The following is a 16,180-nucleotide window of genomic DNA, read 5'->3' as shown; positions in this document are numbered from 1 at the left end:
ATAACCCGCTTCAGAGCAAGCCAAGTTGCTCGGCGGCGGGCTCTCTGTATAGCTCAGGCAGCGGCGGCAAGCCAGGCAAACGCAGCATCAGTTGTGCGTGAAAACGTTGTGCCAGTTTCGCTGCCAGCAGGTTATCGGCGGTGTGCAGGAAGATATAGGGCGTGCGGCCCTCTTCGATCCAGACTGCGATTTTCTCGACCCACGGCACCAGGAATGGATCGTTGGCTTCCAACTGCGGATGGCCGATGAAACGCACCTGTGGAAACTGAGTAAACGCAGCAGGTCGAGGCGGCACCCGGGGCTTTTTCGATTGGGCGTGGAGCACCGAAGGATCGGTCGAGGTGCAGCTGAACAGCGCTCGCGGATCGAGGCAGATGCGCTCGACACCGCGGTCCAGCAATAGACGATTGAGCATCCGCTCGGCATCGCCCTTGGCGAAAAACTCATCGTGCCGCACTTCGACCGCCAAGGGCCGGTCCACCGCGTCGATAAAACCGGCCAGCTCGGACAAGCGTTGAGGGGTGAAGCTTTTCGATAATTGCAGCCAGAGGGGAGAAACCCGTTCACCCAGAGGGCTGAGCAATTGCAGGAAGGTTTCGGCAGCGGTCAGCTGGTCGCGCAGGTCGCCGCTATGGCTGATGTCGCCAGGGAACTTGGCGGTGAAGCGAAAGTGTTCGGGCATGGTCTCGGCCCAACGCTGCACGGTGGCGGCAGAGGGGCTCGCGTAGAAGGTCGTATTGCCTTCGACGGCGTTGAACACTTGAGAATAAAGATTGAGAAACTCGGCGGGTCTGGCGTCTTGCGGATACAAGTAATCGCGCCAGGCGTTTTCACTCCAGGACGGGCAGCCGAGGTAGTAAGGCAGCAACATCAGATGTACAGGTCGAGACCCAGTACATCCGCATCCCAATCGACAAAAGTGGCGGTGCTCAGGTAACTGGCCAGTGCCATCGCCACGCTTTTGCTCATGGCGCGGTGATAAATCATGTCTTGTTGACGAGCGGGGAGATTGCTCAGGCGTTGCGCGGAGGCTTTGGCGGCGCGGGCGGCCAATTGCTCTTCGGTGGGGAGTTCCAGCTCGCCGTCGATATCGACGGAGTCATCCTCCACGACATGGCCTTTGCGAGGCTTGCGCTTGATGGGGTAGGACTGGGAGGAAACGCCGTCTATACGCATGAGTACATGTCCGGTATCAGTGATGGCAGCTTAGTGGCACATGGCCCACTTCGCAAACTGCCGAGTGATAACTAGAACACAGAAAAGACAAAAGGTTTAAAAGCGCAGGAGAGAAAATGACGATTGTCGCTGGCGTCATCGCGGGCAAGCCCGCGATTGGACCCGCTCGGTCTGGGAAATTAACGCGCTTTGGGCGTCGCAACTTTATCGCGCAGATACACCGGCTGCGCCTGATCGGCCACGATCGCTTCACCGCGTTCCCAAGCAAAACGTGCCAGAGTCAGCAGGTCTTCGGCGTGAGGCAGCATGCCCGCGTCCTGCCCGCTCAGGTTGACGGCAATGCGCTCGACATACCCCCAACCGGTGCCTGCGCCGAACCACTCGCCGCTGGCATCGGCTGGCAACGCAGCGGCTTCCGGTGGCAGTACCGCTTCGTTGCCCACCAGTCGCATCTCCCCCGCCGTTTCGCGGTAGCAACCCCAATACACTTCATCCATGCGCGCATCGATGGCCGCCGCGACCTGGCTGACGCCGTGTTCGCGATAGGCCCGCTGGGCGAGAACGGCGAGGTTGGAGACCGGCAACACCGGGCGATCCAGCGCAAACGCCAAGCCCTGGACCACGCCGATAGCGATCCGCACACCGGTGAACGCGCCCGGACCACGGCCGAACGCAATGGCATCGACCGCTTGCAGCGTGGTTCCGGCATCGGCCAGCAGTTGCTGGATCATCGGCAGCAGCTTCTGCGCATGCAGGCGCGGGATCACCTCGTAATGACTCGTGACTTTGCCGTTATGCAGCAAAGCAACGGAGCAAGCTTCAGTCGCGGTGTCCAGGGCCAGCAAGGTGCTCATCGATGTTTCCGTAAGAGAGGTCAGAAAAAGTGCGCCAGTATAAACAACTACGGCCCGCAAGCGGGCCGTAGAAGATGAAGCCGATCAGACTTTTCAGCTCAGTGCTTCAAGCACCTTGCCGGTGATCGCTTCTACCGAGCCAACACCTGGGATATGGCTGTATTTCGGCTTGCCCTTATCAGCGGCCAGCCCTTGGTAGAACTCCACCAGTGGTTTGGTCTGGGAGTGGTAGACCGACAGGCGATGGCGCACGGTTTCTTCGGTGTCGTCCTTGCGCTGCACCAGCTCTTCACCGGTGATGTCGTCTTTGCCGGCGATTTTTGGCGGGTTGTAGACGGTGTGGTACACGCGGCCGCTGGCCTCGTGAACGCGACGACCGGCGATACGCTGAACGATTTCTTCGTCATCGACGGCGATTTCGACCACGTTGTCCAGTTCCACACCAGCTTCAACCAACGCTTCAGCTTGCGGAATGGTGCGCGGGAAACCGTCGAACAGGAAACCGTTGGCACAGTCAGGCTGCGCGATACGGTCCTTGACCAGAGCGATGATCAGATCGTCAGAGACCAGACCACCGGCATCCATGATGCCTTTGGCTTTAACACCCAGCTCGGTACCGGCTTTTACAGCGGCACGCAGCATGTCGCCGGTGGAGATTTGCGGAATGCCGAATTTTTCGGTGATGAACTTAGCCTGAGTACCTTTACCGGCCCCGGGAGCTCCCAGCAGAATGACGCGCATCGATGTGCTCCTCAATTTTTTATATAGATAACGTCAGATTCGCCTCTTGGGGCCAATCTCAAAAATAGGATCGCGACCGCCCAAACGGCCAAAGGCTGATCAAGATACACAGCAGGCCCTGCCCACACAAGCCGCCGAAAGTCGGAGAAACCCGCGCCTGAGGAGACCCTGCCAAGGGGTGACCCAAGTCGCAACCCCATCATTAACTGTCGCGTGGCAGACCTTTTCGACCGCTCGCCAACAGGCACTCGACGCTCGCGTCGGGTGCCTGTCCCCCACGATGAAAACCTTAGCCGGTATTTCGCAAACCGGCGGCAATCCCCGCCACAGACACCAGTAACGCCTGTTCTACCGGGCTGCCCTGAGCCACATCCTGTTGCCGCGAACGTGCCAACAGTTCGGCCTGCAATAGATGTAGCGGGTCGAGGTAAGTGTTGCGCAGGCGGATGAATTCAAGGGTAGCTGGGCTATGTGCCAGTAGCTGCGACTGACCGGTCAACCCCAGGACCACCGCACAGGCCTGCGACAATAGGTCGCGTAAATGCGCCCCCAAAGGGAGCAGATCCGGCTCGACCAAGCGCTCATCGTAAGATTGGGCGATATCGGCGTCGGCCTTGGCCAGCACCATTTCCAGCATATCGATGCGGGTACGGAAGAACGGCCACTGCTCGCGCATCTGCCCCAGCAGCTCACCCTCGCCGCGCTCCAGCGCCTTGCTCAATGCCGCTTCCCAGCCAAGCCAGGCCGGCAACATCAGGCGCGTCTGGGTCCAGCCGAAGATCCATGGAATGGCGCGCAGGCTTTCAATCCCGCCAGCGCGGCGCTTGGCCGGGCGGCTGCCCAAAGGCAAACGCCCCAACTCCTGCTCTGGGGTGGATTGGCGGAAATACTCGACGAACTGCGGATTCTCTCGCACCACGGCGCGGTAAGCCTTGACGCCATCGGCGGCCAATTCGTCCATCAAATGGCGCCAGGCAGGCTCAGGGGGTGGCGGCGGGAGCAAGGTCGCCTCCAGCACCGCCGCCAAGTACAGATTGAGGTTTTGCTCGGCGATGTCCGGCAGGCCAAATTTGAAACGAATCATTTCCCCCTGCTCGGTGGTGCGGAAACGCCCCGCCACCGACCCCGGCGGCTGCGACAGAATCGCCGCGTGCGCCGGACCGCCGCCACGGCCCACGGTGCCACCGCGACCGTGGAACAACAGCAGTTCCACTTGCTGTTCGCGACAGATGTCGACCAAACGCTCCTGCGCCCGATACTGCGCCCAGGCCGCCGCTGTAGTGCCGGCGTCCTTGGCCGAGTCGGAATAACCAATCATCACTTCCTGCGGCCCTTGCAGGCGCGAGCGATAGCCCGGCAGCAGCAAGAGTTTTTCGATCACCGGGCCAGCGTTATCGAGGTCGGCGAGGGTTTCGAACAGCGGCACCACGCGCATCGGCCGCAATACGCCGGATTCTTTGAGCAGCAATTGCACGGCCAGCACGTCGGAAGCGGCACCCGCCATGGAAATCACATACGAACCGAGGGAAGCTCCCGGTGCCGCGGCGATTTCCCGGCACGTCGCCAGCACTTCGGCGGTGTCGGCAGACGGCTTGAAGTACGCCGGCAGCAACGGCCGGCGATTGTTCAGTTCGCGCATCAGGAAGGCGATGCGCTCCTCTTCGCTCCAGTCCTCATAACGGCCCAGGCCGAGGTAATCAGTGATTTCGGTCATGGCCGCCGTGTGGCGAGACGAGTCCTGGCGCACATCGAGGCGCACCAGAAACAGCCCGAAGGTCACCGCACGGCGCAGGCAATCGAGCAACGGGCCATCGGCGATGACGCCCATGCCGCACTCATGCAGCGAGTGGTAGCACAGCTCCAGCGGGTCCAGCAGGTCGCGGTTGTTTTGCAGCACATCGGCCGACGCTGGCGTGGTTGCCGTCAGGGATGCGTGGGCCCAATTACGGGTCGCGCGCAGGCGTTCACGCAATTGTTTGAGCACTGCGCGGTAAGGCTCGGCACTGTCGCCGGCCTTGGCTTTCAACTCGTCACTGGCCTGCTGCATCGACAACTCGGCGGCGAGGTGATCCACATCGCGCAGATACAAATCGGCGGCCATCCAGCGCGCCAGCAGCAACACTTCGCGGGTCACGGCGGCGGTGACGTTGGGGTTGCCGTCGCGGTCGCCGCCCATCCATGAGGCAAAGCGAATCGGCGCGGCCTCCAGTGGCAAGTGCAGGCCGGTGGCGGCATGCAGGGCCTGATCGGCTTTACGCAAATAGTTGGGAATCGCCTGCCACAGCGAATGCTCGATCACCGCAAAGCCCCACTTGGCTTCGTCCACTGGCGTGGGGCGGGTGCGACGGATTTCTTCGGTGTGCCAGGCTTCGGCGATCAGGCGCTGCAACTTCGTCTTGATCTGCTCGCGCTCGGCGCTGGTCAGGTCACGGTGATCCTGGGCGGCCAGTTGCGCGGCGATCGCGTCGTACTTCTGGATCAGCGTGCGACGCGCCACTTCGGTGGGGTGCGCCGTCAATACCAGCTCGATTTCCAGCCGCCCCAATTGCCGCGCCAGGGACTCGGCATCATGGCCCGCAGTCAGCAGGCGAGCGAGCAGTTCCGGTAACACTCGGGCCTCGAACGGCTCGGGCTGCGACTCTTCGCGGCGATGAATCAGCTGATATTGCTCGGCGATATTGGCCAGATTGAGGAACTGGTTGAACGCCCGCGCCACCGGCAGCAACTCGTCTTCGCTCAACTGGTTGAGGCTGGCGCTGAGTTCGGCGTCCATCGAACCGCGACGATCAGCCTTGGCGCCTTTGCGGATCTGCTCGATCTTGTCGAGAAAGTCGTCCCCGTACTGTTCACGAATGGTGTTGCCCAACAGCTCACCCAACAGGTGAACGTCCTCGCGCAAGCGTGCATCAATATCGGTCATCAGCAGTTCTCCAGCGAAAATCCGGGCGGCTATGCTTGGTTATTAGAGGCTCTGATAGAGAGTGCCGTCGTAAAGCGCTTCTTACAAGCGGACGACTAAGGGACTTCACCTGACGCTAGTCTCAATAATAAGCCGTACAACGGCTTGCCGCCGGCCACCGCCGGAGACTCACCCGGCCTGCCACGAGCAGGTGCGCAATGAGGTTATTATGAAAATCCGCGAGCTCGCCAAGCATTGGGAAGAAAACGCCAAGGGTCGCCTGACCGACTCGGGCTACACGATTCGTCTGGACGTGGAAGCCGCCGCACGGCTGGCAGCGATTATCGAGATGTACCCCAAGCGGCACCCCGAAGAACTGCTCGGTGAGCTGATCGGCGCCGCCCTGGAAGAGCTCGAAGCGAGTTTTCCGTACGTGCAAGGGTCAACGGTGGTGGCCACTGACGAAGAAGGCGATCCGCTGTACGAAGACGTTGGAGCGACGCCGCGCTTTCTAGCCTTGTCCCGTCGTCATTTACACGATTTGTCGGACGATAACGACAAGCAAAAACACTGAATTTGCCGCCGAACGTGTGGGAGCGGGCTTGCTCGCGAAAGCGGTGTGTCGACAACAGAGATGTTGAATGTTAAGCCGCTTTCGCGAGCAAGCCCGCTCCCACATTGGCTTGCATACTCCTTCGATAATTGCGTATTCCCGGGCCATGAAACGATCGGGTATACCACTGCATATCGCTAAAATTCCCCGTTTAGAGCCTTGTCTTCTCGATCAAGTTTTTTCGGGCGATAGGCCATCTTCTCTGAACTTTTGAAAAACACTTCGGGTCAACCCAGTAACCACGCCTGGGACGGCCGTTTAAGAATGCTCTGGAAATTGAAGGTTGCGGCTCCTTGCCCAGGATGGATTCAGATGTTTTTCAGGAGTTATCCAATGGAGTTGAAGACCATGAAGACCAGCACTGCCCCATCCTCGTTCACCCACCTGCGCGGTCTCAAACTGGCGGCCCTGGCCATCGGCAGCAGCTTCGTACTGGCCGGTTGCGCCGGTAACCCGCCGAGCGAGCAATACGCCGTGACCCAATCGGCCGTGAACAACGCCGTCAGCGCCGGCGGTACCGAATTCGCCGCCGTGGAAATGAAGGCCGCTCAAGACAAGCTCAAACAAGCCGAAATCGCCATGCACGACAAGAAGTATGACGAAGCCAGAATGCTGGCCGAGCAAGCCGAGTGGGACGCCCGTGTCGCCGAGCGCAAGGCCCAGGCGATGAAAGCCGAACAAGCTGTGAAGGATTCCCAGAAAGGTGTTCAGGAACTGCGTCAGGAAAGTCAGCGCACCGTGCAGTAAGCGCGCATCCCGATTTCCAGACCTGAAACTCTTATCGATATAAAGGACGAACCATTATGCGCAAACAATTGATGATCCCCGCCCTCCTGGCCGCAAGCGTTGCACTGGCTGCCTGCTCCACACCGCCAAACGCGAACCTGGAACAAGCCCGTACCAACTACACCGGCCTGCAAGCCAACCCGCAAGCGAGCAAAGTTGCGGCGCTGGAAACCAAAGACGCCAGCGAGTACCTGGACAAGGCCGAAAAGGCTTACCTGGACCGGGAAGACCAGGCCAAGGTCGACCAACTGGCTTACCTGACCAATCAGCGTGTTGAAGTGGCCAAGCAAACCATCGCCCTGCGCACCGCTGAAAACAACCTGAAAAATGCCGCGGCACAACGGGCCCAGGCTCGTCTGGATGCCCGCGACCAGCAGATCAAACAACTGCAAGACAGCCTGAATGCCAAACAGACCGATCGTGGCACGCTGGTGACGTTTGGTGATGTGCTGTTCGCCACCAACAAGGCGGACCTGAAGTCCAACGGCTTGGTGAATATCAACAAACTGGCGCAGTTCCTTCAGGAAAACCCGGACCGTAAAGTGATCGTCGAAGGCTACACCGACAGCACCGGCTCGGCGTCGTACAACCAGTCGCTGTCCGAGCGTCGCGCGACCTCGGTGCAAGTGGCCCTGATCAAGATGGGGGTCGATCCTGCACGCATCGTGGCCCAGGGTTATGGCAAGGAATACCCGGTTGCGGAGAACTCCAGCGTCTCGGGCCGTGCGATGAACCGTCGGGTGGAAGTGACCATTTCCAATGACAACCAGCCGGTCGTCCCGCGTTCGGCGATCAGCGCCAAATAAGCTGACCACGCTGATACTTAAAAGCCCCGCCTGAATTGATCAGACGGGGCTTTTTATTTGACGATCACTGAACCTGTGGGAGCGGCGGTGCGACGATTCGACTTGCTCGCGAAAGCGGTGTGTCAGACAACAGAGATGTTGGATGTCACACCGCTTTCGCGAGCAAGCCCGCTCCCACATTGGATCTTCGGTGAACACAGCATTTATGTACGAACGGGTTACTGTTCGAGTTTTTGCGGGGTTTCCTGGCCCATGCAGCGCACGGCTTTTTTCTTGCTGTTGATCAGCACGCCGGTCAGGCCCTTCTGGTCGGTGTCGAACAGCACCAGCACGCCATCGATGCACTGGGCCACTTGCGGGGCCGGTTCCAGGGAGACTTTATAGTCTTCGCCCGGCACGGTCTTGAGCATGGTGAAGTCGCTGAGCAGTAGCGCATCTTCGGGTTTGGCGAAGTGCAGGTAGCCGTACCACCACAGGGCGCCAACGGTGCCGAGGATGCTGCAAATACCGGTGATGATCAGCGGGATAGCGTTACGTTCTTCACTCATTGCGGACTCTCTGGGGGTTCATCTTCAGAATTCGGGGGTGCCGGGTAATTCGGGACTTCACCCAGGCGGCGCAGGCCGTTGAAATGCTGCGGGTCTTCGAGGTAGCGCAGCATGACCTTTTGCCAGACCGGGTCGGCGAAGGTTTGCACATGACCGCCCCGGGTCAGTTGCAGCACTCGCGGCGGCGGCGCAGCTTGATACAGTCGGATGCCGTTGGAAAGGGGCACCAGCTGATCATCGATACTGTGATAAATCAGTTTCGGTACGCCGTTGAGCTGCGTCATGGAATGGATCGCGCTGTCGCCGTCCGGCACCAGCCAGGACAACGGCACCTGGAACGGCCAGGTCATCCATGACGTGCTCAGGGCGAAACGCCCGACATCGCGGTAACTGGCAGGCACACCATCGAGCACAAAGGCCTTGAGTTGCCGCTGGCGCTCGGGATGCTGGGCCAGGAAATGCACGGCCATCGAGCCGCCAAGGCTCTGACCGAGAAGGATCAGCGGCTTGCCCTTTACCTCCGGGGCCTGGTCGAGCCATTTGAACGCGGCGTCGATGTCTTGATAGATCGCCGGCAACGCCGGTTTACCTTCGGACCAACCGTACCCGCGATAGTCCACCAGCAACACTTGATAGCCCTGCTCCGGCAACCACCAGCTCCCACCCAAATGCCACGCCAGGTTGCCGCCGTTGCCGTGCAGATGCAGCACCGTGCCTTTGACCTCGACACCTTTTTTCGCCGACAGCCACCAGCCATGCAGCTTGAGGCCGTCAGTGGTGACCAGGGTAACGTCGCGGAATTCGAGTTTGGCTTTTGCCGGGGTGAACGGCTGGCCTGGCTCGGGATAGAACAGCAGAGAGTCGCAACCGCCGAGGGCCAGGAGCAAGCAAAAGATACCGAGGATTCTCATCCGGTGAAGCCTCGCGAAAAATGGGGGTTGGAATACGATCCAATGTGGGAGCGGGCTTGCTCGCGAAAGCGGTTTTCCATTCAGCATTGATGTCGACTGACACACCGCTTTCGCGAGCAAGCCCGCACACATTTGGACTGCGCCATGGCTAGAGAATATTGGAATAATCCGCTTCGATCCGGTCCAGGCTCAGGTGGTTCAGGAAGTTGGAGAAGCACATCCAGGCCGATAGCGCGTTCATGTCGCGGAATTGGTCGGGCAGGTACTTGGGCGGCACCACCAGGCCTTCGTCCACCAATTGGCGCAAGGTCCGCATGTCTTCCAGCGTGGTCTTGCCGCAAAACAATAGCGGTATCTGCTCCAATTTGCCTTTACGCACGGCCAACTGAATGTAGTTGTAAACCATGATAAAGCCCTTGAGGTAGGACAAGTCTTTGGTAAATGGCAGACCGGTCGGCACCGAGCCGCGGAAAACCCGACTGGCATTGCCATAGCTTTCGGCCATTTCGAAGCCTTGCTCACAGAAGAAATCGTAGATCTGCAAGAAGTCCGCGCCCTCCTCCACCATATGAATGGCACGGGTGCGGTTGGTCAGTTTGCGCAGGCGGCTCGGGTAGGAGGCGAAGGTGATGATTTCCATCAGGATCGCCAGGCCTTCCTGGGTCACGGTGGACGACGGCGGGCCTTTGGACAGGAAGGTACAGATCGGCTGATTCAGGCCGTTGAGCGTGGTGCCCACATGCACCAGCCCTTCGTGGACTTCCAGCGCACGCACGTCGCGGTCGTTGAACATTGCGTCGGCGCGGATCTTGATGTAGTCGGCACCGGCCGCCGCATCGGCGACGATCCCGTCGGACTCGAATACCCGAATGGTTTCCTCGGCCTCGCCAAATACCTTGTTCAACCGATGCTGCAGCAGGTCGACGGCCTCCTTGGCGGTGAGAAGTTTCGGTTCGTCCTTGAGGTCGCCACGGCCATCGATGTTGTTCAGGTAATCGGAGAGCATCAGGCCCAGGTCGGCCAGGGTCGGGTCGCCGGCGTGAAACGCATCGGACGCCGCGCCATACAATTCCTGAGAAATCAGCCCGAAATCCTCGGTGCCGCGCGCTTCGAGCATGCGCACCACCATCCGGTATTCCTTGCACATGCGGCGCATGATCTGGCCGACCGGGTTGAACTGGCCGAGCTGGCGGGTGATGTCGCGCTCGATGTTCTGGAATTCCAGCTTCACTTTGCTGGAGTCAAATGCCAGCGGTCGATTGAGGTAGTAGTCGCGGTCCACGGCTGGCATTTCCTTGCCCTTGCCTTTGAGGAACCCCTTGCGAATGCTGTCGTCCCACTTGACCGCATCCAGAACGCGAATCGGCGTCTGCGCCAGCACTATGCGATCGGACAAAATGCGTATCGTCTGCTGGTATTCGTCCACCCGAAACTCCTGTAGTAAAACCGTTACGTGCTGGGTTTATTTGGTTTTGGCCAGGCGCTGGTAGCGCACCGCTTCGACGAAAACATCGGAATTGGCCGGATCATCGAGGTAGGCAAACACCTGATCCAGGCTGTTGTTGATCAACACCCCGTCGCCGTCGTCGGTCTGGAAGCCTTGGCCACTGAGGGCTTCTTGGCCCATGGCCTGTTTGATCTGTTCGAGGTCGAGGTTGTAGACCACCAGTTCGTGCTTATCGTTGAGCTCGAAACCGGTAATGGTGAAGTTCCCGCCGAACTGCGCCGGCACCTTCGCCGACAGGTACCAGCGATTGCCATGGCGCGACACGGTGAAGGGATAAGCCTCACGCTCATGGGGATTGGCCTTGAAGTAGCTGACCGCCTGATAACGATTGTCGCCGATGCGCGTCAGTTCCAGGTTCATCGGCTCGCCCCAGGCATTGGTGCTGGTCCATTTGCCGAGCAGCCCTTTGGGCGCGGGCTCGCTGGCGGGCAGCGGCTCCTTGAAGGTCACCAGACAGCCACTGAGCAGCAGGATCGACAAGGCGATCACAACGACGCGCCAGGCTTTCATTCAACACTCCCTATGAACACAACACCAACCTCAAGTGAACGCCGGCCCCTGTGGGAGCGAGCCTGCTCGCGATGGCGGTGTGTCAGGCAACAGAGATGTTGAATGTCAGACCGTCATCGCGAGCAGGCTCGCTCCCACAAGGGTTAGCCTCCACTCAGGGGTTACACCGACGCCAACACCAAATGCATGTAGCGGTTGAGGATGCCGAGCATTTCCTCTTCGGCAACAGGCTCGGCGTCGTTGAGCAGGCCCTGATATTCCATCCGTCCGATAATCGCAGTCAACACTTTGGCATCCTGTTGTGGCTCACGGGAACCCAATACTTCGAAAAGTTGGCAGGTGCCCTGCAGCAGAATTTGCTGATGGGAGCGCACCAACAACGCCAGACGCGGGTTGAGCAAGGCTTCCTGGCGGAAGGCTTGTTCGGCCATCAAGTGCTCGCGGCGATTGATCAATTGCCGATGAACATAGTCAGCCATCAGCCGTGCGATATCGTCCGCCAGCTGTGAGCGGGACTCGGGAGTGCCATCGCCGCTGACAACCATTTCGCGCAACAGGCCTTCGTTGTTGGCCCACAACCGGGCCATGAACGCCGCGCTGCGTTCCACGTATTGGGCGAAGGTATCGGTGAGCAGGTCATCGATGTCCTTGAAATAGTAGGTGGTGGCCGACAGCGGTACACCCGCTTCAGCGGCCACTGCACGGTGCCGCACGGCCCGCACCCCATCGCGCACGACAATGCGCATCGCCGCGTCAAGAATGTCCTGTCGACGCTGTTCACTGCCCTGTCGGCTGGCCTTGCGGCCCTGGTACTGAACACTTTCAGCGACCGCAGTGGCGATACCCGCTGCACCTTCTTGAGCCATTGCACGATTCACGACAGGTATTCCTCTCTAAACGTCAAAAGTAACCAATTGATACGTTTGTACCAGACAGGCAATAAAAAGCCGCCTGTTATAGGCGGCTTTTTAATTGAAACACTTACGCTTGTGGCCGCATGTGCGGGAACAGGATCACGTCGCGGATCGACGGTGAGTTGGTCAGCAACATCACCAGACGGTCAATGCCGATCCCTTCACCGGCGGTCGGCGGCATGCCGTACTCCAGCGCGCGAACGAAGTCGGCGTCGTAGTGCATGGCTTCGTCGTCGCCGGCGTCCTTGTCGGCCACCTGCGCCATGAAGCGCTCAGCCTGGTCTTCCGCGTCGTTCAACTCGGAGTAGGCGTTGGCGATTTCGCGGCCACCGATAAACAGTTCGAAACGGTCAGTGACGTTCGGGTTCTCGTCGTTACGACGGGCCAGCGGCGACACTTCGAACGGGTACTGGGTGATGAAGTGCGGCTGCTCCAGCTTGTGCTCGACCAGCTCTTCGAAAATCATTACCTGCAGCTTGCCCAGACCTTCAAAGCCGAGCACCTTGGCGCCGGCCTTCTTGGCGATGGTGCGGGCCTTGTCGATGTCAGTCAGGTCGTCAGCGGTCAGCTCAGGGTTGTACTTGAGGATCGAGTCAAACACCGACAGACGCACGAACGGCTCGCCGAAGTGGAACACCTTGTCGCCGTAAGGCACGTCGGTGCTGCCCAGAACCAACTGAGCCAGTTCGCGGAACAGTTCTTCGGTCAGGTCCATGTTGTCTTCGTAGTCGGCGTAAGCCTGGTAGAACTCCAACATGGTGAATTCAGGGTTGTGACGGGTCGAAACGCCTTCGTTACGGAAGTTGCGGTTGATCTCGAAGACTTTCTCGAAACCGCCGACTACCAAGCGCTTGAGGTACAGCTCAGGCGCGATACGCAGGAACATTTCCATGTCCAGCGCGTTGTGGTGAGTCTCGAACGGCTTGGCCGCCGCGCCGCCTGGAATGGTTTGCAGCATCGGCGTTTCCACTTCCAGGAAGTCACGCTTCATCAGGAAGCTGCGGATGTGCGCAATCACTTGCGAACGAACGCGGAAGGTCTGGCGCACCTCTTCGTTAACGATCAGGTCAACGTAGCGCTGACGATAGCGCTGCTCGGTGTCGGTCAGGCCGTGGTGCTTGTCCGGCAGCGGGCGCAGGGATTTGGTCAGCAGGCGCACGCTGGTCATTTCGACGTACAGGTCGCCTTTGCCGGAACGCGCCAGGGTGCCTTCGGCGGCAATGATGTCGCCCATGTCCCAGGTTTTCACCGCGGCCAGGGTGTCTTCGGACAGGGTTTTACGGTTGACGTAAACCTGAATCCGCCCGGTCATGTCCTGAATCACCATGAACGAGCCACGGTTGAGCATGATGCGACCCGCCACCTTGACCGGGATCGCAGCCTCTGCCAGCTCTTCCTTGGTCTTGTCCGCGTACTGTTTCTGCAAATCTTCGCAGTAATTGTCGCGGCGGAAGTCGTTGGGGAAGGCATTGCCCTTGGCGCGCTCGGCAGCAAGCTTTTCCTTGCGCAGGGCGATCAGGGAGTTTTCTTCCTGTTGCAGGGCTTGCGGGTCGAGTTGTAGGTCGCTCATGTCTTTAAATATTCCATCAGGTTCGTTGCCCCCGGCATTCGCCGGGGTTCGCGGGCAAGCCTCGCTCCTACAGGGTTATGACACCCCTGTAGCGCGTGCCTTTACAGCCCTTGTTTCAAGCTGGCCACCAGGTATTCGTCAATGTCGCCGTCGAGCACCTTGTCGCAGTCGCTACGTTCGATGTTGGTACGCAGATCCTTGATCCGCGAGGCATCGAGCACGTACGAACGGATCTGGTGACCCCAGCCGATATCCGACTTGGTGTCTTCCAGGGCCTGGGAAGCGGCGTTGCGCTTCTGCACCTCCTGCTCATACAAACGCGCCCGCAACATTTTCATCGCGGTGTCTTTGTTCGCATGCTGGGAACGTTCGTTCTGGCAGCTGACCACGGTGTTGGTCGGTACGTGCGTAATACGCACGGCCGAGTCGGTGGTGTTTACGTGCTGACCACCGGCACCGGAGGAGCGGTAGGTATCGATGCGCAGGTCCGACGGGTTGATGTCGATTTCGATGTTGTCATCGATTTCCGGCGACACGAACACGGCCGAGAACGAGGTGTGACGACGGTTGCCGGAGTCGAACGGGCTCTTGCGCACCAGACGGTGCACGCCGATTTCGGTACGCAGCCAGCCAAAGGCGTATTCGCCCTTGATGTGCACGGTAGCGCCTTTGATACCGGCGACTTCACCGGCCGACAGCTCCATGATGGTCGCGTCGAAACCGCGTTTATCAGCCCAACGCAGGTACATGCGCAGCAGGATGTTGGCCCAGTCCTGGGCCTCGGTACCGCCGGAGCCGGCCTGGATGTCCAGGTAGGCGTTATTGGCGTCCATCTCACCGCTGAACATGCGACGGAATTCAAGTTTTTCCAGGGACTCGCGCAGGCGCTCGACTTCGGCAGCGACGTCATCGACGGCGGCCTGGTCTTCTTCTTCGGCGGACATCAGCAGCAGGTCTTTGGCATCGGCCAGGCCACTGTGCATTTCGTCGAGGGTTTCGACGATCTGAGCCAGCAGCGACCGCTCGCGGCCCAGCTCCTGAGCGTACGACGGGTTGTTCCAGACACTCGGATCTTCAAGCTCGCGATTGACTTCAGTCAGACGCTCATGCTTTTGATCGTAGTCAAAGATACCCCCGAATAGTTTCGGAGCGCTCGGACAGGTCCTTGATACTGTTAAGGATCGGGTTGATTTCCATGGCGGGCAGCACTCGTTGGCGAACTTTTGAAAGCCGACGAGTATAACGTAATGAAGCTGTCAAGGCAGCCCGCCTGGCGGCTTTAGCGGCGAATGAACCTGATGGTTCATTCAATCCCCACTTGATTACGCCCATTGTTCTTCGCCAGGTACAGCCCCTTGTCCGCCGCCGAGATCAATTGCCGACAATCGCTGCCCGGCTGGGGGATCAAGGTCGACAGGCCGATGCTGATGGTCAGGCTCGAACCTTCGGTCGGGAAAGTGTGCGGGATCTTCAACCCGGCCACAGTCTGGCGCAGTTTTTCCGCCACCATTCGCGCACCGCCCGGCGAGGTGTTGGGCAGGACCAGCACGAACTCTTCGCCGCCGTAACGCGCAGGCAAGTCCGAAGGTCTGGAGCTGGCGTCGCGAATCGCCGTGGCGACTTTGCGCAGCGCCTCATCGCCTTCGAGGTGGCCAAAGCTGTCGTTGTAGGACTTGAAGTAGTCGACGTCGATCATCAACAACGACAGTTGGGTCTGATCACGCAGCGAGCGCCGCCACTCCAGCTCCAGGTATTCGTCGAAATGCCGGCGGTTCGACAGCCCGGTCAGGCCATCGGAGTTCATCAAGCGTTGCAGCACCAGGTTGGTGTCGAGCAACTGCTGCTGGCTGACCCGCAGCGCGCGATACGCGGCGTCACGCTGCAGCAGGGTCATGTAGGAGCGCGAGTGATAGCGGATGCGCGCCACCAGTTCGATGTTGTCCGGCAGTTTGACCAGGTAATCGTTGGCGCCAGCGGCAAACGCCGCGCTCTTGATCAGCGGATCTTCCTTGGTCGACAGGACAATGATCGGAATGTCCTTGGTCGCCGGATGGTTACGGTATTCGCGCACCAGGCTCAGGCCGTCGAGGCCGGGCATGACCAGATCCTGAAGGATTACCGTCGGTTTGATGCGGATCGCCTGGGCGATGGCCTGGTGCGGGTCGGCACAGAAATGGAAGTCGATGTTTTCTTCGTTCGACAAACCACGCCGCACTGCCTCGCCGATCATCGCCTGATCGTCCACCAACAACACCATGGCGGCGTTTTCGTCGGTTTTGAAGTCGTCGAGCTGTAAATCATTCATGTGCGGTCACCTGAGTACTGCCTTGGCCACGATTGCTGCT

General features: G+C 59.5%; 16 protein-coding genes. 3 read left to right on the top strand and 13 right to left on the bottom strand.

Annotated elements, in window-relative coordinates; translation table 11 throughout:
* Window positions 1-10: 10 nt before the first annotated feature.
* The 5 genes from AB7M29_RS08705 to ppc form a co-directional block, all read right to left on the bottom strand.
* On the bottom strand, window positions 11-871 hold the full coding sequence (locus AB7M29_RS08705) for a DUF72 domain-containing protein (protein ID WP_454246714.1): 861 nt from the start codon (window positions 869-871) through the stop codon (window positions 11-13).
* Window positions 871-1,176: a hypothetical protein gene (locus AB7M29_RS08700; protein ID WP_052967478.1), complete on the bottom strand. Its 306-nt coding sequence runs from the start codon at window positions 1,174-1,176 to the stop codon at window positions 871-873. The genes AB7M29_RS08705 and AB7M29_RS08700 overlap by 1 nt, the downstream gene beginning before the upstream one ends.
* 179 nt (window positions 1,177-1,355) lie before the next feature.
* A complete protein-coding gene (tsaB, locus tag AB7M29_RS08695; protein WP_217856760.1) occupies window positions 1,356-2,030 on the bottom strand; it encodes a tRNA (adenosine(37)-N6)-threonylcarbamoyltransferase complex dimerization subunit type 1 TsaB in 675 nt (224 codons plus the stop codon).
* A gap of 93 nt (window positions 2,031-2,123) precedes the next feature.
* Window positions 2,124-2,771 carry an adenylate kinase gene (gene adk, locus AB7M29_RS08690; protein WP_038979124.1) on the bottom strand — a complete coding sequence of 216 codons (648 nt, stop codon included), beginning with the start codon at window positions 2,769-2,771 and terminating at the stop codon, window positions 2,124-2,126.
* A 289-nt stretch (window positions 2,772-3,060) separates the two neighbouring features.
* Window positions 3,061-5,691, bottom strand: coding sequence for a phosphoenolpyruvate carboxylase (gene ppc / locus AB7M29_RS08685; protein ID WP_038979123.1), 2,631 nt, complete (start codon window positions 5,689-5,691; stop codon window positions 3,061-3,063).
* A gap of 208 nt (window positions 5,692-5,899) precedes the next feature.
* On the opposite strand from ppc, the gene AB7M29_RS08680 reads away from it, so the two are divergent.
* From AB7M29_RS08680 to AB7M29_RS08670, 3 genes are all read left to right on the top strand, one after another.
* Window positions 5,900-6,244, top strand: coding sequence for a pilin assembly protein (locus tag AB7M29_RS08680; protein ID WP_123360651.1), 345 nt, complete (start codon window positions 5,900-5,902; stop codon window positions 6,242-6,244).
* A 372-nt stretch (window positions 6,245-6,616) separates the two neighbouring features.
* Window positions 6,617-7,030, top strand: a complete 414-nt coding sequence (locus AB7M29_RS08675; RefSeq protein ID WP_052967474.1) for a DUF4398 domain-containing protein — start codon at window positions 6,617-6,619, stop codon at window positions 7,028-7,030.
* A gap of 56 nt (window positions 7,031-7,086) precedes the next feature.
* A complete protein-coding gene (locus AB7M29_RS08670; protein WP_454246713.1) occupies window positions 7,087-7,875 on the top strand; it encodes an OmpA family protein in 789 nt (262 codons plus the stop codon).
* A gap of 218 nt (window positions 7,876-8,093) precedes the next feature.
* On the opposite strand, the gene AB7M29_RS08665 is transcribed toward AB7M29_RS08670, so the two are convergent.
* From AB7M29_RS08665 to AB7M29_RS08630, 8 genes are all read right to left on the bottom strand, one after another.
* Window positions 8,094-8,423, bottom strand: coding sequence for a hypothetical protein (locus tag AB7M29_RS08665; protein WP_008014068.1), 330 nt, complete (start codon window positions 8,421-8,423; stop codon window positions 8,094-8,096).
* Window positions 8,420-9,334: an alpha/beta hydrolase gene (locus AB7M29_RS08660; protein WP_217856762.1), complete on the bottom strand. Its 915-nt coding sequence runs from the start codon at window positions 9,332-9,334 to the stop codon at window positions 8,420-8,422. Before AB7M29_RS08660 ends, AB7M29_RS08665 begins: the two co-directional genes overlap by 4 nt.
* A gap of 148 nt (window positions 9,335-9,482) precedes the next feature.
* Entirely contained in the window at window positions 9,483-10,760 is a 1,278-nt protein-coding gene (locus AB7M29_RS08655; protein ID WP_050683184.1) for a flavohemoglobin expression-modulating QEGLA motif protein, read from the bottom strand.
* A 36-nt stretch (window positions 10,761-10,796) separates the two neighbouring features.
* Complete coding sequence (locus AB7M29_RS08650) at window positions 10,797-11,351, bottom strand: hypothetical protein (RefSeq protein ID WP_217856763.1); 555 nt, start codon at window positions 11,349-11,351, stop codon at window positions 10,797-10,799.
* Between the two features lie 161 nt (window positions 11,352-11,512).
* Entirely contained in the window at window positions 11,513-12,229 is a 717-nt protein-coding gene (locus tag AB7M29_RS08645; RefSeq protein ID WP_217856764.1) for a TetR/AcrR family transcriptional regulator, read from the bottom strand.
* 103 nt (window positions 12,230-12,332) lie between these two features.
* On the bottom strand, window positions 12,333-13,835 hold the full coding sequence (gene lysS, locus AB7M29_RS08640) for a lysine--tRNA ligase (RefSeq protein WP_063342616.1): 1,503 nt from the start codon (window positions 13,833-13,835) through the stop codon (window positions 12,333-12,335).
* Between the two features lie 101 nt (window positions 13,836-13,936).
* A protein-coding gene (gene prfB, locus AB7M29_RS08635) for a peptide chain release factor 2 (RefSeq protein WP_095920368.1) occupies window positions 13,937-15,032 on the bottom strand; the annotation gives its coding sequence in 2 pieces (ribosomal slippage) (window positions 13,937-14,959 and window positions 14,961-15,032; 1,095 coding nt in all).
* 106 nt (window positions 15,033-15,138) lie between these two features.
* Window positions 15,139-16,140 carry a response regulator gene (locus AB7M29_RS08630; protein ID WP_217856765.1) on the bottom strand — a complete coding sequence of 334 codons (1,002 nt, stop codon included), beginning with the start codon at window positions 16,138-16,140 and terminating at the stop codon, window positions 15,139-15,141.
* Window positions 16,141-16,180 lie beyond the last annotated feature (40 nt).

The sequence above is a fragment of the Pseudomonas sp. F-14 TE3623 genome, from assembly GCF_053629015.1.
Note: the sequence above shows the minus strand (reverse complement) of the source record. Positions and strands in the feature narration are given on the sequence as shown.

Bases quoted from the DNA above. Each gene is read 5' to 3' on its own strand.
- adk (WP_038979124.1), bottom strand. From the start codon at position 2,771: ATGCGCGTCATTCTGCTGGGAGCTCCCGGGGCCGGTAAAGGTACTCAG.
- ppc (WP_038979123.1), bottom strand. From the start codon at position 5,691: ATGACCGATATTGATGCACGCTTGCGCGAGGACGTTCACCTGTTGGGT.
- AB7M29_RS08670 (WP_454246713.1), top strand. From the start codon at position 7,087: ATGCGCAAACAATTGATGATCCCCGCCCTCCTGGCCGCAAGCGTTGCA.
- AB7M29_RS08705 (WP_454246714.1), bottom strand. From the start codon at position 871: ATGTTGCTGCCTTACTACCTCGGCTGCCCGTCCTGGAGTGAAAACGCC.
- AB7M29_RS08630 (WP_217856765.1), bottom strand. From the start codon at position 16,140: ATGAATGATTTACAGCTCGACGACTTCAAAACCGACGAAAACGCCGCC.
- AB7M29_RS08650 (WP_217856763.1), bottom strand. From the start codon at position 11,351: ATGAAAGCCTGGCGCGTCGTTGTGATCGCCTTGTCGATCCTGCTGCTC.
- tsaB (WP_217856760.1), bottom strand. From the start codon at position 2,030: ATGAGCACCTTGCTGGCCCTGGACACCGCGACTGAAGCTTGCTCCGTT.
- lysS (WP_063342616.1), bottom strand. From the start codon at position 13,835: ATGAGCGACCTACAACTCGACCCGCAAGCCCTGCAACAGGAAGAAAAC.
- AB7M29_RS08700 (WP_052967478.1), bottom strand. From the start codon at position 1,176: ATGCGTATAGACGGCGTTTCCTCCCAGTCCTACCCCATCAAGCGCAAG.
- AB7M29_RS08660 (WP_217856762.1), bottom strand. From the start codon at position 9,334: ATGAGAATCCTCGGTATCTTTTGCTTGCTCCTGGCCCTCGGCGGTTGC.
- AB7M29_RS08680 (WP_123360651.1), top strand. From the start codon at position 5,900: ATGAAAATCCGCGAGCTCGCCAAGCATTGGGAAGAAAACGCCAAGGGT.
- AB7M29_RS08665 (WP_008014068.1), bottom strand. From the start codon at position 8,423: ATGAGTGAAGAACGTAACGCTATCCCGCTGATCATCACCGGTATTTGC.
- AB7M29_RS08675 (WP_052967474.1), top strand. From the start codon at position 6,617: ATGGAGTTGAAGACCATGAAGACCAGCACTGCCCCATCCTCGTTCACC.